Here is a 15,881-nt window from a genome sequence, read left to right as displayed (position 1 = left end):
AGGAGTTGCCATGAAATTCGAGGCCATCAGGAAAGAGACCGTCATGCTCAATCCGCAAAAGGAGATGGCCGAGCGGCGCATCCCCAGCGAGATCCGCGTCGATCCGCTGACCGGCCGGACCGCGCGGATTTGCCATTTCATGAAACTGCAGTGGGAAAAACCGGATTTCGACGCCCTCGTGGCCGGCACCGAAACGTGGTGCCCCTTCTGTGGGGAGAAACTGCTCGAGGTGACCCCCAGTTTCCCCAAGGACCTCATTGCCGAGGGGCGCATGCAAAAAAACGACATGGTCATTTTTCCCAACATAGCCCCCTACGACAGCATCGGTGCCGTGGCCACCTTCGGCCCCCGGCATTACATCCCCATGACGGCGTTCACCCCGACCCATATGGCGGATGCCTTTGGCTTCGCCCTCGACTTTTTCAGACGCGTGGCGCAATCCGGCCACCCGGAATCGGTCTACCACATCGTCAACTGGAACTACATGCCGCCGGCAGGCAGTTCGCTGATTCACCCCCACCTGCAGGTTTTCTCCACTTCCACCGCCCCCAACCTCATGCGCCAGGAAATAGACGCGTCACGCAACTACAGGGACACCCATGGTTCCACTTACTGGGGCGACCTGGTGGCTGCAGAAAAGGATGCCGGCCAGCGCTACCTGGGGCAGATCGGCCGCACGCACTGGCTGACCGCTTTCGCCCCCATGGGGGTTGCCGGCGATGTCCTGGCAGTGGCGGAAGATGCCCGCTGCACCCTGGATCTCACTGCCGAGGACATCCTGGACATGGCCACCGGTTTGGCTCATTTGATGGTCGAATACGACAAGATGGGGGTTTACAGCTTCAATATGAATTTTTTTACCGCCGCCTGGGGCGACGATCACTTCCGGTTTCACCTGCTCTTTTCACCTCGCACCTTTTTCAATCAGAAACTGGGCACCCCGGACATCGGCGCCTTGCGCAACCTGTTCAACGAAACCCTGTGCATGGCCTACCCGGAGGAAATCAATACGCGGCTGAAGCAAGGCTTCTGAAGCAAAACCGTTTCCAGGATTCCGCAAATCGATCAGCCGGTGGGAAGATCCGATGATACTGGACACTGAACCGTGATAGCGGGCGGATGGGAATTAATTTTCCTAATTACGCTGCTGCGCAGCGCTGCCGCGGGGAATGTTCAATAGTTTTTTCCGGAATGATGAAATTTAATTCATAATTTCTTGCTTGCCGGCAAAACACAAAAATTCCTTTACTAATCGATATTATTGATTAAACGTGGCTTTTTCTTAAATTTGCACATTAATTGCATTTGAGTTAGACAGGTATTAACTTGTTAAAAAACCACTGTTTAGCGGTTAAACGGCGATCATCCTTTGGCAAAGGCCGCTGGTAATTTGAAATAAAACCGAATTCAGCGAGGATAAACCAATGATAGACAGAATAGATACGCATCCAACGCCACGCGACACTAAAGAATTTGATGAGCGAAGTGGAAAAGACAGGCGAGTGGTTCACACCATGCTCGACCCGGATAGAGACAAAAGGAAAAAAAACAGGCGAAAAATGAGACATCGGATGGCGGCAAAAGATAGTCGATAGACACTTGTTTTTACCAGCGTCCGAAACTCAGAGATAGTTGCCGGCGCTGCGCTGCTATTCCAACGAAAATGACTGACAGAGGTTTATTCAATGCCACGAACCGATCGATCATTCATCGAAAGAAGGACAGGAAAAGACAGGCGACGGCTTTTCTCGATCAAGGGACTCTTTTACGGCCGGCAGGATAGACGCCGATCCAAGGAAAGACGGTCGAATAGTGAGAACCGTCAAAATTGGGTCCGTGTCAGCAAATGGTCCAGTGTGCCCTTGAAACAGTTGAAAATATCCAAATATCTTCTGAAACCATCCAAATTTAATAGAAATACGCCGTAGCAAGGTGTACCCTGGATACTGTCTGTCGAATTAAATTGTCGCCTGACAAGCCCGCCTCATCGTCAATTACAGGATATTTGCCACCGCTAAAAAAATGGGTAAAGGGACTGCCACGGATGATCGGGATCTGTTCTGTGCAGGACCATTGTAAAATGCTGGTGGATTGCCATGATTTGCCAATTTAACAAGGACCTAATGGATAGGTCTGACGCAAAACCCAATTCCCCTATTCACAATCTCTACTTATCTTGGCTCAAGAAAAAAGACCGGCTTCAAATTCTATTAGAAATAGGAATGGAGCCGGCCGAAGGAATCTGGGTAGTATAGACCGGTCATCTATGCCGGTCGGACAGTTTTTCTTCAATTTTTTCTGCAAGATCACCCCTGCCGCGGATCCGAAGCGGTCCTATCAGTTCTTCATAGAAGGGTTCGCGCACACGGATGGTAATGCTGAAGGCGTCCAGCCAGGCCGGATCGACGGCATTTTCCTCAAAGGCCCGGGTCTTGTCCAGAAGGCCCAGGGCCTCCAACTCCAGCATGGTGCGCACGCACTTCTCACAACGGCCGCAGTTGAGCTTTTCCGGCAGGTTGGCCAGGCATACACGGAAATTCTGGAAGGCCACATCCCATCCGGCCACTATATTCAGCTTTTCCATGCGAGACAATCCGGCATCGCGATGCCGGATCTGAAGATCCGCGCTGCCGTATTCCGGGTCCAGCAGAGGGTGGGAGCCGCATGGGTGCAGGTGGGGGATGTCGTAGGAAGATGCCAGCCAGGCCAGGTTGATGCGCGGGGACAAAGCGTGGACGGCCGCGGCCAGCACGGCGCCGAAGAACTGGTTGAGCCAAAGGTCGCGGTTGTCGCAGAGGTGGCGGATATTTGTATAGATGGGAATCAGGGCCAGGTCGGCGTCGGCGGCCACGGGCGCCATGGCGGCCCTGGCGCGTTCGAATACGTGGTACTTCGCACCCCGCTCGATCACCCCGCCGATGTCGAACCCATGAACCAGCAGGGCATCCCTGGGATACCCCGGATGCGAGGGGGCATAATTGTCTTTGATCCGCTTGAGGGCGGCCAGGGAATCCATGCCCCCGGACAGGAAGATTCCCGCATGACGGTTTTTATCTTCATGCAGGGCCGTTCTGGAAATCGGCGCATCGATGGTCAGCGGTTGAAAGGCGCCATCGGTCCAGTGATGCATGAGGGCCATGACCGTCTCCAGCCCTTCCTTGAGCCGGGGACAGATGGCTTCGTCGAGAGCCAACCGCCGTTCTCCGAAGAAAAGGGCCGGGATGATGGCGCCCACGGCAAAGGCGTGGGGGTTGGCAAAGATCGACTCTGCGTAGGCCGATTCGGTTTCGATGAAAATTTCATGCACCGGCCGATCGCTGTCTTCAAAGGCCACCGATGCCGCGGCCCGGATCAAGCCGTCGCTTTTTCGCATATGCAGGTTGGAAAGCTTCATTTCACCCTTCCATGATTTCTCTTTGCCGGTGATACCGGTCGGCGGCAAACTGGATGATGCGGCCGGCGATGTCAAGGCCGGTGGCCGCCTCCAGGCCTTTGAAGCCCGGTGCGTAGTTCACCTCCACGATGTACGGGCGATCATCCTTGTCCACGATCATGTCCACGCCGGCCACATCGCATCCGACCACTGTCGCGGCGCCGGCGGCGATGCGTTCGAGTTCGCAGGACAGTGTCGTGGCCTTGATGTCGCTCCCTAGATGGAAATTAGCCCGAAACTCGCCTGCTGACGGGATCAGCGACGCCGCACAGACCACCTTGCCACCGATGACCAGTGCACGAACATCCCGGCGCTGTTCAACCGGCAAGTAGCGCTGAACCATCAGTCCCCGGCGTCGATCCAGTGCGGGCAGGGCCCGCTGACGGGCGTCGCTCGCGTCCATGATCCGCAATACCCCGTCTCCCTGACGCCCGCTCAACTGTTTGGAAATCACCGGGTAGCCGCCCAAATGTCCGACAGCCCGATAGAAACCCGATTCGTCGTTGATCAAAACGGTGTCGGGGCAGGGTAGGCCGGCGGCGGTCAGCACCTGCTGGGTGAGAAATTTGTTGCGGGCGATGCAAACCGCCTCATGACTATTGACCAGCGGCACGCCCATGAGTTGGAGCTGGTGAATCAGGGCCAGGCAGGCATCGCCGATTTGCGCGCCCTGCCGTGGCAGCACCACGTGGGGAAGGGGGGCGCAATGGGCGCCGGTGACGTCCAATTGCCCTGCCGCCGTTATCGGCCACAGGCGGTAGGGGTGGATGAGCATGCCCTGGTGCTCCGCCTTGCTGGCCGCCTCCAGCAGTCGGCGGTTGGGGTGGTAGCCGGGTCCCTGAACCGTAATGATGCCGATGCACAGGCTCACCTTGGCGTGTTCCTTCCATGGGTGTCGATGATCCATTCGGGCATCCAGATGCCCACCGGCTTGCCGGCCTTTTCGCTGAAATAGGTGGCCACCTGGCGGGTGCGGTTGCGTATGGCGATGATCTTGGTGGCCGCATTGTCCTCGGCGATGACCGAAAAGATCTTACGGTCGCCGGCCCGCTGGGTCAGCCCTTCCAGGAGACGGGTCCCGATGCCCAATCCCCGGTATTCCGGACGCACCGAGGTATAGCCCCGTTCGACGAATCCGCTGAGATCCAGCCCGGTCCGACGTTGGACCGCCTCGATGTATTCGGGTCTGGGGTTCTTGAGGCTGGAATTGCCGACGATGACGCCTTTTTCCTGCACATAACCGATAAGATGCGCCCGCTCCAGGTTGAACCGGACATGGGTGGACGCTACCGTGCCTCCGGCCGCAACCATGGCGCAGATCTCGTCCAGGCATCCGTCCGGCAGACCTTCCGGCGGGAGGTAGTGGTACTCGAGAGAGGCGCCGATCGTAAAAAGGCTTTCACCGTCGTCATCCACGCGCAGGCGGAGCACCCTATCCTTGCTCAGCCGGTCCACCAGTAAAAACCGGTTCACCGGATCGCTCATCACCTGCCATAACGGCAAGCCGGGCAGCGGGCGCACCTGGTCGTAAACGCCATTGGCATGGCAACTCCCATCGCCGGTGTAGGTTATCTCCCAGGAGTGGATGATATTCGGCTGGCTGGCGACTACACGGCAGGTTGCTGATGAGGCAATCGTGCCATCGAGCACCAGGTGGTTCCAGATTCCTGCCCGGGAGAAGGCCTTGAAAAAATCGACATCCGGCAGCGGACCCGTTAGTCGCCATTGGACTTGAACGAGACTGCCGCTCTCATCCATAACCTTGAAAGCGGAAGCACTTTTTTTATCGATGACCGTGCAGAGAGACAAGCGCAACCCCGGTCGACGTTCGTTGAGTGCCGCCACCAGGTCTTTAAACAGGGTCGGCGGGATCTCATCCAAGCTAAAGGAGTGGATGGCATGATATCGTGCGGACAGTCGCTCCAATCGATCCAGCAGGCGCTTGCCGCCATTGGTCGACCCATCCGGACGAACATCCAACCGGTGGGTCTTTATCGATCTCGCGCAAGAAAGGTTCTTCGCCTGGGCCAGGGTCGGCGGCGGCGTGCCGGGCGACGCTGGGGTGGGCTGAATCAGCAGAATCGAAAACGAGGATGCAGCGGTCATATTCTATTATCGGTAGCGGTTCTCAGGCGGCCGGTGGCCGGTTGCCGGCACTCAACGATCTTCGTCCGATGTCAGATCCGCACCGGTCTGCTTCAGCCGTTCATATTCCCGAATGATGGTTTCGCGATGGCTGCGCTCATCATCGGCCAGGGCGTTGAACTTGCCTGCAATCATCTGGTAGATGTCGGCTACCTGGGCGTAATGGCCGGCGATCTTTGCGTAGGCCTGGCTGACAATCTCCTCGGCCTGGGCTAGTTTAAGGGCCGCTTCATGGATGTCCTCGGTGGCGGCCAGCTCTTTGCGCAGGCTGGTTTTCACTCGGTCGTGCAGGGTTTCCAGCGGCTTGGTGTCGATTTGCGGCACCACGGCGTTGTCGCGATAGTTGGCAACCATTTCGGCATGGATGGCTGAGTGCTGCGCCATGAATCGGCAGATTTTAGCCAGCGGTTTCAACGCCGGTTTTAATTGGAGGTCTGCGTAGAACGCGGCCAGATCTTTTTCAAAAGAGACAACCAGGTCGATAATCTGCCGCGGATTCTTTGCCATATGAAAACCTCTTCGGCGATATTTAGCAGGAATCGTGGTGCCGGGCCTGAATGGATTTGGCGAACGCTACGATGGCCAGAACCATAGGGAATTTGCGCGGTGGTGTCAATTGCAAAGGGCCCGGCGGACCCCAGTCATGGCGCTCCGTAGCCGAGGGTTGCTAATTGGTTTAAATTGAAGTAAATAAAATCATCCTGTCATGCATCCTGATAAAGGAATGACCTTGCCATGAAGATCGCGTACCTGATGGACCCGCTGGAAAGCATCCAGCCGGAGAACGAGACTACCAGTCACCTGATGTACGCATGCAACGAGCGGGGGCACGCGGTCTATTTTTTAGAGCCCCACGATGTCTATATCCGCAACGGACAGGTCGTGGCCCGCATGCGTAACATAACGGTGAAACCGGGCCTCGACATGGCGGCATATTGGCAGGCGGTCATCCGCTGCACCAAGCAGGACCACCTCATCTTCGAAGCCATCACCCAGCTCGACGCCCTGTTTCTGCGCAGCAACCCGCCGCTCAACTACCAGATCATGGAGTTTTTACAGACCGTCAACAATCACGTCTTCATCCTCAACAGCACCACCGGACAGATCCTGGGCAACAGCAAGCTCTACATCCTCAATTTTCCGGAGATCATTCCCGAGACGCATGTGTCCAGGGACCCCTCGCGCCTGCGCAAGATCATTGACGATTTCGGCGGGGCCATGGTGGTCAAACCCCTTCAGCGGTTTGGCGGAGAGGGGGTGATCAAGGTGAGCACCCGGGACCGGATGAACCTGAACTCCCTGATCCACTATTATGTGCGGGCCTATGAATCCTATGCCCGGCGTGAACCGATCATGGTGCAGGAATACCTGAAAAGTGTCAAGCAGGACGGGGACATTCGGATTCTTTTGCTCAACGGCGAAATTATCGGTGCCATGCGCCGGAAACCCAAAAAAGGGGACTTTCGCACCAATGTCCATGCCGGAGGCGAGGTGTTCGCCCACCGGGTGACGGCGCGGGAGAGGCGAATCTGCCAGGTTATCAAGGATAAACTGATCGCCGACGGTCTCTATTTTGTGGGTATCGATATCATTGCCGGCAAACTGGTGGAAGTGAACTGTGTCAGCCCGGGCGGTATCCCGCGGATCAACCGGTTAAACAATGACCGACTGGAGTTAAAAGTAATCGAATTTATTGAGAAAAAAGTAAGCTCCATCAGCCCCTTGCCCCGGCGGAAGCGGGCCTGAGCGTGGGTCGCGTGAATCGGTGGCGCTGCCTGATGATTTATTTGTTCATGGCTGTCGCGGTGTTTGCCTGTCATGAGTATGACGGCTCCCGTGTCCTGAAAATCGGCCTGGCTGAAGAACCCCGCACCCTCAATGTCTGGCTGGCCAGCGATGCCAATTCCCGCAAGGTCCTCTCCCTGATCTATCAGCCCCTGTATGTGCATGATCCGGAAACCCTGGATCTGGTGCCCTGGCTGGCTGAATCCATGCCGGTGTACGATGCCCGGGCACTGTCTTACACGGTGACGCTCCGCCAGGCGCGATGGTCGGACGGTACGCCTTTCACCTCGCGGGATGTCGCCTTTACCGGGCGCCTGATTCAATCCTTCAAGGTGCCCCGCTATGCGTCCAGCTGGAAATTCATCGCCCGTATCGACACGCCGGACCCCCGTACGGTGATCTTCTCCCTGAAACAGCCCATGGCAGCCTTCCTGAGTGGGACATTGGCCACACCCATCGTCCAGGAGAAGGAGTGGTCGGGTATTGTCGATCAGGCGAACAACACCGAAAAGCCCCTGGCGACCCTGATCAACCATCGCGTGATGCATCCCGTGGGCACCGGCCCTTTTTCTCTGATGCAGTGGCGGCAGGGGGCGTTTTTGCACCTGAAGAAAAACCCCCATTTTTTCGGCAATGGGCAAACCATCAACGGCCGCACCCTGGGGCCGTTTGTCGACGATCTCGTCTACAGCGTCTACGGCACTTCCGATGTGGCCATACTGGCCCTGAAAAAGGGCGACATCGACATGTTCTGGTGGCCCATCCAGCCCGGCTATATCTCCGATCTGAGCCGGCAGAAAAAAATCCGCCTGTTCACCAACGAGAAGAGCGCCCTCTATTTCATGGGCTTCAACCTGCGTCGGCCTCCTTTCAGCGATGCCGCTCTGCGGCGGGCCGTGGCCTATCTGATCGACAAGGAATTCATCGTCTCGCGGATTCTTCAGGGCCAGGGCACCAAGATGTTTTCGGTGGTACCGGCTGAAAACCGCTTCTGGTGCTGCACGGACTTGCCGCGCTACGGGGACGGCATGAACCGGGAGAGCCGGCTGAAAGCCGCCTACCAGGTGCTCGTCGATGCGGGGTACAGTTGGGCGGTGCCGCCGGTGGATGCCGCCGGAAATCTTCAGCCGGCCAGGGAGATCCGGCTGCCCGGGGGACAACCCTTGGAACGGTTCACCATACTCACGCCGCCGGCGGACTACGATCCTCACCGGGCCACCAGCGGATTGATGATCCAGGAGTGGCTCCGGGAACTGGGCATGCCCGCCTATGCCCGGCCCATGGCCTTCTCTTCCATGCTGGACCAGATAAAAGGCAATCATGACTTTGACGCCTTCATCCTGGGTTACGGGCGTCTGCGCCTGGATCCGGACTATGTGCGCAACCTGTTTCATTCGGACAATGACAAGGCCCGGGGCTGGAACATGAGCGGGTACCACAATTCCGCCTTCGATGAATTGGCCGATCGGTCCACATCCGAAATAGACCCCTACAAACGGCAAGTGCTGGTGATGGAAATGCAGAAACTGATCGCACGCGACCTGCCTTATATCCCCCTTTACAAACCCTCCGTGGTGGAGGCGGTGCGCACGGACCGCTTCGACGGCTGGGTGGAGATGCTGGAAGGGATCGGCAACATCTGGTCCATGTGCCAGGTCAAACCGGTGAAAAATGATGGGACTTAAGCGATTCATTGTCAGACGACTGGTGGAGATCGCCGTGATCTTCTTCGTGATCATGACGGTACTCTTCATCCTGTTCCGACTGGCACCCGGGGACCCGGTGTCGCGGATGGTGGATCCCTCCATGACGCCGGAGGACGCCCGTCTGCTCATGACGAGCATGGGCCTGGACCAGCCCGTTTGGACCCAATACCTCTATTATTTGAAGAACGCGGCCACCGGAAATATGGGCGTTTCCTTCCACTACGGTGAACCGGTGAGCCATATCCTGATGAACCGGTTGCCCAACACGATCCTTTTGTTTACCACATCGATCATCCTGTCGGCCCTGCTGGGCGTATTCCTGGGAAAAATCGCCGCCTGGAAACAAGGCGAGCGAACCGACACGCTGATGACGATCGGGGCGCTGTTTTGCCACACCCTGTTTCTGCCCTGGCTGGCCCTGATCATGATTTGGTTTTTCGCCTACTGGGTCGGCTGGTTTCCAATTACCGGGATGGTCTCGCCGGAGGTGTGGATCGATCCCGATGCCGGTTTCGTGGTCAAGGCCCTGGATGTGCTCCACCACATGGCCCTGCCCCTGATGACACTGATCCTGATCCATTTCGGCAGCTACCTGCTGGTGATGCGCAGCAGCATGCTTGAAACGCTGAAGGACGACTATATCATCACCGCCCGGGCCAAGGGGTTGGATGAAAAAACCATCCGGGACCACCACGCGGCACCCAATGCGGCTTTGCCCGTGGTGACCAGCGTGGGGTTAAGCCTGGCCTTTTCCATCAACGGCGGTGCTTTGACCGAAACGGTATTCACCTGGCCGGGCCTTGGGCGGGAGCTGGTTTTTTCGGTCAGCCATGCCGACTACCCCCTGGCCCAGGCGGCCTTCCTGCTCATCGCCATCGTGGTGCTGTTGGCAAACCTGGTGGTGGACGTCCTTTACGCCTACCTGGATCCGAGGATAAGATACTGATATGTCAAATAGATTGGTACAACCCACGGCTCCCGGAAAGACACCCTGCCTCACGAGCGACAGGCACCGTTCCCACTGGCTGGAACGTTTTCTGGATGGTTGGTCGGTATACCGGAAAAACACCATCGGTCGCATTGGGGTAACCCTGCTTGGGCTATTCGCCCTCATGGCTGCGGCCAGCTTTATCCCGCCATGGGTAAACCCCATCTACCATCCCATGACCGGTGTGGACCCGCTGATCTCCCATAGCACCGGTCCCAGCCTGCGGCACTGGCTGGGCACCGATTACATTGGCCGGGATATCTTCAGCCAGCTGCTGGCCGGCGCGCGTATCGCCTTCATGGTGGGCATTTCGTCGGCGTTGATCAGCATCTTGTTCGGCACCTCCATCGGAATGGTGGCCGGCTACGCAGGCCGGCGCACGGACCTGGTTCTCATGCGACTGGCGGATATGATCATGGTCATGCCCACCCTGTTGGTCGTGCTGATCCTGTCGGCGCTGTTTGGCCAGCTCAATATCTGGGTCATCGTGCTGATGATCGCCCTGTTCCGCTGGCCCGGTGTTGCGCGGGTAATCCGGTCCCAGACCCTGAGCCTGCGGCACCGTCCCTTCATCGAGGCGGCCCGGGTGTCCGGCGCCTCCCATCTGCGCATTATTTTCCGGCACATCCTGCCTAACGTGATGCCCCTGGCCCTGCTATACATGACCTTCAGGGTCACCTCGGCCATCATCATCGAGGCGGCCCTGGCCTTCTTGGGCTTCGGGGATCCGGGTACGGTCAGCTGGGGGATGATGCTCCAGTGGGTGTGGAAGACCGGCCACATGTTCCAGGCCCCATACTGGCTGCTGCCGCCGGGCATTTGCATTTCCCTGATCACGATGGCCTTTTACATGACCGGCCGGGCCATGGACGACGTGCTGGATCCGCGCCTGCGCAAAGAGGAGACCCAAGCGTGACCACGGCTTTGCTGGAAGTTGACGACCTTAGCATCGGCTATCGTACCGCCACCGGCATCAACCTGGCGGTGGACGGGGTCTCCTTTCGCGTGGAGCGGGGTGGTTCCTTGGGGCTGGTGGGTGAATCCGGGTGTGGTAAAACCACAATCGGTATGGGCCTGATGAGGCTGTTGGCGTCCAATGCAAGGATCGTTTCCGGACAGGCCCGTCTTGAAGGTGAAGACCTTTTCACCGTCAGTGAAAAAAGAATGCGCCAGATCCGATGGCGTCGGATCTCCATGATTTTCCAAGCCGCAATGAATGCGCTGAATCCCGTTCACCGGGTTCAGGATCAGATTGCCGAAGCCATCATGACCCACGAACCCGGTCTGTCCAGACATGCCGTCACCCACCGGACGAGATCCCTATTCGACCTGGTAAAGATTCCCGAGAGCAGGCTTCGGGATTATCCCCACCAGTTCTCCGGCGGAATGCGTCAGCGCGTGGTCATTGCCATGGCCCTGGCCTGCAACCCCTCGCTGATCATTGCCGACGAGCCCACCACCGCTTTGGACGTCATTGTCCAGAACCAGATTCTGGGCGCCATCGGTACGTTTCAAAAGGAGATGAATATCGGCATGATCTTTATCTCCCATGACCTGGCCGTGGTGGCGGATGTGTGCACCCATATCGGCGTGATGCATGCAGGCATTCTGGTGGAGTACGGGCTTCGGCAGGAAGTGCTGGACTGTCCGGGACACCCCTACACGCGGATGCTGGTGGGGTCCTTGCTCACCCTCTCGGATGAGCCGGCAGACCTTGCCGGTCTGGTATGCCCCTCGTCCAATGGGCCCGCCATGACCGGCGGATGTCCGGTTCACACCCATTGTCCGAATGCGTCCGACGCCTGTCGGCGCGGGAAGGCCGATTGGGTGACCCTGTCAAGGACCCATCGGGTGCGCTGTCAACACGCCGGGGAGCAGTCTTGATATGAATGCGCTGAGAGATTCTCCGATTCTTTCGATGAGTGACGTGACCAAAAGCTACCGTTCGGGTGGTTCATTGTTGGCCGCCTCCGGACGCCGTGTCGTCGCCCTGGACCGCATATCCCTGGAAATCAATGCCGGTGAAATTTTTGGCCTGGTCGGGGAGAGCGGGAGCGGCAAGACGACGGCCAGCCGGTTGATTGTGGGTCTGGAAACGCCGGATGACGGGCAGATCCGGTTCGGCGGGGAGAACATCGTGGGTCTCAAGGGGCGCGCCAAACGGGAGTTCACCAAGCAGGTACAGGTGATCTTCCAGGATCCCTACCAGAGCCTCAATGCCCACCTCTCCATTTTCGACACCGTGTGCGAACCGCTGGTTATCCATGGTATCGGGGACCGGGGGTCGCGCCGGATCCGGGTCTGCGAAGCCCTCGAGACCGCCGAATTGACGCCACCGGAGGCCTACCTGAACCGATATCCCCATCAGCTTTCCGGGGGGCAGCGTCAGCGGGTGGCCATTGCCCGGGCCATGGTATTGGAGCCCCGGTTCCTGATTGCCGACGAGCCGACGTCTATGCTGGATGCCTCCATCTCGTTTCAGATTTTCCGGCTGCTGCACCGCCTGCGGGAAACCTTCGGCGTTACCATGTTGTTCATCACCCACAGCCTGGCCGCGGCCCGCAACCTGTGCGACCGGGTCGGGGTGATTTACCGGGGACGGCTGGCGGAGCAGGGAACCGCCCGGGAAACCATCATGCATCCGCGACATCCTTACACCAAAGCGCTGCTGGACGCCCACCCCCGTTTCGGCTGCAGCAACCGTCACGGGTTCGATACCTTGCGTGACGTCGAAAGGCCCCGGCCCGAAACCGACCACTGTCTGTTCTACCCCCGCTGCCGTCTGGCCGTGGACAATCTCTGTAACCTGCACGCACCCATATTGAAGACGCTTGACGCCGGCCACCGGGTTTCCTGTTTTCTGTTTTAGTTTGCAGCCGGGCATTGCCTAATCCGGTTGACGGATTTACTTTAGTTGGCGACCGATTCAAAATCGATTATTTTAACCGATATTTGCGTTGTACTCAAAATATTATCCTCGGCGCATTTTCGATATGCACGCCGAGGGTTTCTCTTTCGGGACGCCTGCGGCAAGAAATTTTCCGCATGCCCTGATCTTGATCACTATCTATCGAGGCTGGACGGCCACGAGCTGACCATGCCGCTTGGTAAGGACCTTTCGATCCCGAATCGTTGAGCGTGTGCGCATAAAAGACCCCGGCGATCGTTCACCATGTAAGGGTTCTTGGACTTGACCGACGAATGCAGCAACCGTAGCGTATTTTCTGAAGTCGAACACGTTGACTGTTTTTTGCCGGGTTGAATCGACTGCCAAACCTGTTCGTTATGGGTCATATGAAATCTAACGCGTCAATACATCACCGTAAAAACACCGCCCCGGAGAAAGGCATCCGCGAGATTCTTTTGGCCGGCGTATTCTGGCGGATCCTCTTCATTGAGATGATTCTGTTGGCCTGGTCGGTTTTATACAAGATGATCTCCCAGGACACGGCGGGGCCGGATCTGCTATGGTATGCGGTTCGCATCATCCTGCTGGTAATCGTCATTCTCATATTCATGATGGTGACCCTGCGCCGGTTCCTGGAGAGGAAAATCATCCGGCCCATGGAGGCGGTTTCCGAGGGAAATCGCCGGCTGGATGTGACTCATCCCGAGGTGGACAATGTGCCCCTGGACGATGATGTGGCCGTGGAGATCCGGGAGATCGTTTCCACCCGGGCCAAAATGCTGGAAGCGATACTGAATGTGTCCAATCAGCGGCTTCAGCTGGTCAACTTTATCAAGGACACCTTCGGCCGTTATTTGAGCCGCAAGATCGTCGACGAGATACTGGAGTCTCCGGACGGAAGGCGGATCGGCGGTCGTCGGCAGACGGTGACCGTGCTCATGTCCGACCTGCGGGGCTTTTCCGATTTGTCCGATTCCAGAGACCCGGAGGAGATGGTCCGGATACTCAACCGCTACCTGGAGGCGATGACCCAGGTCATTGAGCGATACGACGGCGTGATCGACGAATTTATCGGCGATGCCATCCTCACCGTGTTCGGCATACCCGAGGAGAAAGCCGATGACCCGAATCGCGCCGTTGCCTGTGCGCTTGCCATGCAGCAGACCCTGGCCGATCTGAACCGGGATTTCGCGGCAGACGGATTGCCTCCCCTGGAGATGGGGATCGGGATCAACACCGGCCCGGTGGTCGTGGGAAACCTGGGCTCCGAAGCCAGGACCAAATATGGCATTGTCGGCGCTGTGGTCAATGTCGCATCGCGTATCGAATCCAACACCGTCGGTGGACAGGTGCTGGTGGGTGAGGCCACTTACGCAAAGGTCAGCACACAGGTGGCGGCGGAACCGCCCATGACTGTCATGATGAAGGGCCTCAAGCGCCCCCTGGTTTGCTACCCGGTGACCGCCATCGGTCCGCCTTACGATGTCCGATTCACCCTTAAAACTCCCGATCCGTTGGTCGAGATCTGCCTGCCCCTTCAACTGTGGCGCCTGGAGGGCAAAAAGGTGGTTGCCGGCCCCATTACGGGTGAAACCCGCAAACTCAATGAAACCACTATTGACGTCAAATTCGCAGAAGCACTCCTGCCGTTGACAAATGTAAAGCTCTTATTTACGTTTTGCCAGGAGGCACACTGCTTTTCAGACATCTACGCCAAGGTTGTCGATGTGGACAATGCCAGCCAGCCGCCCGTCTACCGGTTGCACGTCACCTATATGGACCAGGCGGACAGGGCGCTGCTCAACCGTTGGATCCGGGCAGCCTGACGCCGCTGAACCGCTATGGCGTTTGCATCCCCCGCCCGCTTGTGGCGGGGGATGCAAACGCACTGGAAATCGATTGAAGACCTGCTGGCGAACTCCTTTTAAACTGTATTAGAATAGAGGCCTGAGCTGATTATGAATGGGCAGCACACCACCCTGAGCATCTCGACCGGTACACGACGACGGTTCCATGTTCAGGCGCGTCCAAAACAAACCATTTTAATGCAACTCTTCCTGATCTTTGCCCTGTCCCTCGGGAACAGCCTGGTAACAGTGGGCTATGCTCAGGAGAAGAAAGTGGTCAATTCCCTGGGCATGGAGTTTGTCCTGATCCCCGCCGGCATGTTCATCATGGGCAGTCCCATCGACGAAGTGCACCGGGGCGCCTCCGAGGTCCAGCATCCGGTCACCATCTCCCGGCCCTTTTACATGCAGACCAACGAAGTGACCGTCGATGAATGGCGGGCCGTCATGGGGCGGCGCTTTTTTGCCAGGAAGAAGGGCGCCGGAGATATGCCGGTGGTCAAGGTGTCCTGGCACGACTGCAAGAAATTTATCCGGAAGCTCAATTTGATGACCGGCGATCGCTACGCCTTGCCTACCGAGGCCCAGTGGGAATACGCCGCCCGGGCAGGCAGTACGACGGCCTATTTCTGGGGCGGTAAGATCGACTGTACCCGGGCCATGTTTGCCAACAATTCCATGAAGTACAACGCTTGTGTTTCCGTCAACCGGTCTTCGAGCCTTGATTCCGATGGTCCGGCACCGGTAAAACACTATGCCCCCAATGCCTGGGGGCTTTTTGACATGCACGGCAATGTCTGGGAGTGGTGCGAGGACCTTTTCGCCCGTTATGATGTCGTTTCGGTGGTCGATCCCTGGGAAACCGAATCGGGCAGAGACCGGGTCCGTCGCGGAGGCAGTTGGTTCGGTCCCGGCTATTCTTGCCGCAGCGCCAACCGGGCTTTCGGCCACCCCATGAGCCGGCTGCAGAACACCGGCTTCCGGCTGGTCATGGTGCTGCCTGACCGGCAGGACGACACTTCTCAGCCCCGATAACCGAACAGCGTCAGTATCAGCCGTTTGACCCGCA

At 57.8% G+C, this 15,881-nt stretch carries 13 protein-coding genes; 9 read left to right on the top strand and 4 right to left on the bottom strand.

Features of this window, described 5'->3' with window-relative positions; all coding sequences use genetic code 11:
* The first annotated feature begins 10 nt into the window (after positions 1 to 10).
* Positions 11 to 1,033: a hypothetical protein gene (locus tag ACZCED_RS14900; RefSeq protein ID WP_462968693.1), complete on the top strand. Its 1,023-nt coding sequence runs from the start codon at positions 11 to 13 to the stop codon at positions 1,031 to 1,033.
* Positions 1,034 to 2,260: 1,227 nt separating this feature from the next.
* On the opposite strand, the gene ACZCED_RS14895 is transcribed toward ACZCED_RS14900, so the two are convergent.
* From ACZCED_RS14895 to ACZCED_RS14880, 4 genes are read right to left on the bottom strand one after another with little or no spacing between them, the layout of a single operon-like run.
* Positions 2,261 to 3,394, bottom strand: a complete 1,134-nt coding sequence (locus tag ACZCED_RS14895; protein WP_462968692.1) for a hypothetical protein — start codon at positions 3,392 to 3,394, stop codon at positions 2,261 to 2,263.
* Position 3,395: 1 nt separating this feature from the next.
* Positions 3,396 to 4,340, bottom strand: a complete 945-nt coding sequence (locus ACZCED_RS14890; RefSeq protein WP_464861109.1) for an ATP-grasp domain-containing protein — start codon at positions 4,338 to 4,340, stop codon at positions 3,396 to 3,398.
* On the bottom strand, positions 4,301 to 5,539 hold the full coding sequence (locus tag ACZCED_RS14885; RefSeq protein WP_464861108.1) for an N-acetyltransferase family protein: 1,239 nt from the start codon (positions 5,537 to 5,539) through the stop codon (positions 4,301 to 4,303). Before ACZCED_RS14885 ends, ACZCED_RS14890 begins: the two co-directional genes overlap by 40 nt.
* 51 nt (positions 5,540 to 5,590) lie before the next feature.
* A complete protein-coding gene (locus ACZCED_RS14880) occupies positions 5,591 to 6,085 on the bottom strand; it encodes a ferritin family protein (RefSeq protein ID WP_462968689.1) in 495 nt (164 codons plus the stop codon).
* Between the two features lie 228 nt (positions 6,086 to 6,313).
* On the opposite strand from ACZCED_RS14880, the gene ACZCED_RS14875 reads away from it, so the two are divergent.
* The 8 genes from ACZCED_RS14875 to ACZCED_RS14840 all read left to right on the top strand — a co-directional run bounded on the left by ACZCED_RS14875 (position 6,314) and on the right by ACZCED_RS14840 (position 15,847).
* Positions 6,314 to 7,324 (top strand): ATP-grasp domain-containing protein, encoded by a 1,011-nt coding sequence (locus ACZCED_RS14875; protein ID WP_462968688.1) that lies wholly within the window; start codon positions 6,314 to 6,316, stop codon positions 7,322 to 7,324.
* A 32-nt stretch (positions 7,325 to 7,356) separates the two neighbouring features.
* A complete protein-coding gene (locus ACZCED_RS14870; protein WP_462968687.1) occupies positions 7,357 to 9,048 on the top strand; it encodes an ABC transporter substrate-binding protein in 1,692 nt (563 codons plus the stop codon).
* Positions 9,035 to 10,015, top strand: a complete 981-nt coding sequence (locus ACZCED_RS14865) for an ABC transporter permease (RefSeq protein ID WP_464861107.1) — start codon at positions 9,035 to 9,037, stop codon at positions 10,013 to 10,015. Before ACZCED_RS14870 ends, ACZCED_RS14865 begins: the two co-directional genes overlap by 14 nt.
* 1 nt (position 10,016) lies before the next feature.
* The gene (locus ACZCED_RS14860) at positions 10,017 to 10,973 is read left to right on the top strand and encodes an ABC transporter permease (RefSeq protein ID WP_462968685.1); all 957 of its coding nucleotides are present in this window, start codon (positions 10,017 to 10,019) and stop codon (positions 10,971 to 10,973) included.
* Complete coding sequence (locus ACZCED_RS14855; RefSeq protein ID WP_462968684.1) at positions 10,970 to 11,941, top strand: ABC transporter ATP-binding protein; 972 nt, start codon at positions 10,970 to 10,972, stop codon at positions 11,939 to 11,941. The genes ACZCED_RS14860 and ACZCED_RS14855 overlap by 4 nt, the downstream gene beginning before the upstream one ends.
* Position 11,942: 1 nt before the next feature.
* Entirely contained in the window at positions 11,943 to 12,926 is a 984-nt protein-coding gene (locus ACZCED_RS14850; protein ID WP_462968683.1) for an ABC transporter ATP-binding protein, read from the top strand.
* A 425-nt stretch (positions 12,927 to 13,351) separates the two neighbouring features.
* Positions 13,352 to 14,791: an adenylate/guanylate cyclase domain-containing protein gene (locus ACZCED_RS14845; RefSeq protein WP_462968682.1), complete on the top strand. Its 1,440-nt coding sequence runs from the start codon at positions 13,352 to 13,354 to the stop codon at positions 14,789 to 14,791.
* A gap of 132 nt (positions 14,792 to 14,923) precedes the next feature.
* A complete protein-coding gene (locus ACZCED_RS14840; RefSeq protein ID WP_462968681.1) occupies positions 14,924 to 15,847 on the top strand; it encodes a formylglycine-generating enzyme family protein in 924 nt (307 codons plus the stop codon).
* Positions 15,848 to 15,881 lie beyond the last annotated feature (34 nt).

The sequence above is a fragment of the Desulfosarcina sp. genome (assembly GCF_055467485.1).
This window is presented reverse-complemented; position numbering and strand designations above follow the sequence as displayed.

Excerpts from the sequence above, each read along its gene's own strand:
- ACZCED_RS14840 (WP_462968681.1), top strand. The coding sequence starts at position 14,924 with ATGAATGGGCAGCACACCACCCTGAGCATCTCGACCGGTACACGACGA.
- ACZCED_RS14885 (WP_464861108.1), bottom strand. The coding sequence starts at position 5,539 with ATGACCGCTGCATCCTCGTTTTCGATTCTGCTGATTCAGCCCACCCCA.
- ACZCED_RS14875 (WP_462968688.1), top strand. The coding sequence starts at position 6,314 with ATGAAGATCGCGTACCTGATGGACCCGCTGGAAAGCATCCAGCCGGAG.
- ACZCED_RS14880 (WP_462968689.1), bottom strand. The coding sequence starts at position 6,085 with ATGGCAAAGAATCCGCGGCAGATTATCGACCTGGTTGTCTCTTTTGAA.
- ACZCED_RS14900 (WP_462968693.1), top strand. The coding sequence starts at position 11 with ATGAAATTCGAGGCCATCAGGAAAGAGACCGTCATGCTCAATCCGCAA.
- ACZCED_RS14850 (WP_462968683.1), top strand. The coding sequence starts at position 11,943 with ATGAATGCGCTGAGAGATTCTCCGATTCTTTCGATGAGTGACGTGACC.
- ACZCED_RS14865 (WP_464861107.1), top strand. The coding sequence starts at position 9,035 with ATGATGGGACTTAAGCGATTCATTGTCAGACGACTGGTGGAGATCGCC.
- ACZCED_RS14895 (WP_462968692.1), bottom strand. The coding sequence starts at position 3,394 with ATGAAGCTTTCCAACCTGCATATGCGAAAAAGCGACGGCTTGATCCGG.
- ACZCED_RS14845 (WP_462968682.1), top strand. The coding sequence starts at position 13,352 with ATGAAATCTAACGCGTCAATACATCACCGTAAAAACACCGCCCCGGAG.
- ACZCED_RS14890 (WP_464861109.1), bottom strand. The coding sequence starts at position 4,340 with ATGGATCATCGACACCCATGGAAGGAACACGCCAAGGTGAGCCTGTGC.
- ACZCED_RS14870 (WP_462968687.1), top strand. The coding sequence starts at position 7,357 with ATGATTTATTTGTTCATGGCTGTCGCGGTGTTTGCCTGTCATGAGTAT.
- ACZCED_RS14860 (WP_462968685.1), top strand. The coding sequence starts at position 10,017 with ATGTCAAATAGATTGGTACAACCCACGGCTCCCGGAAAGACACCCTGC.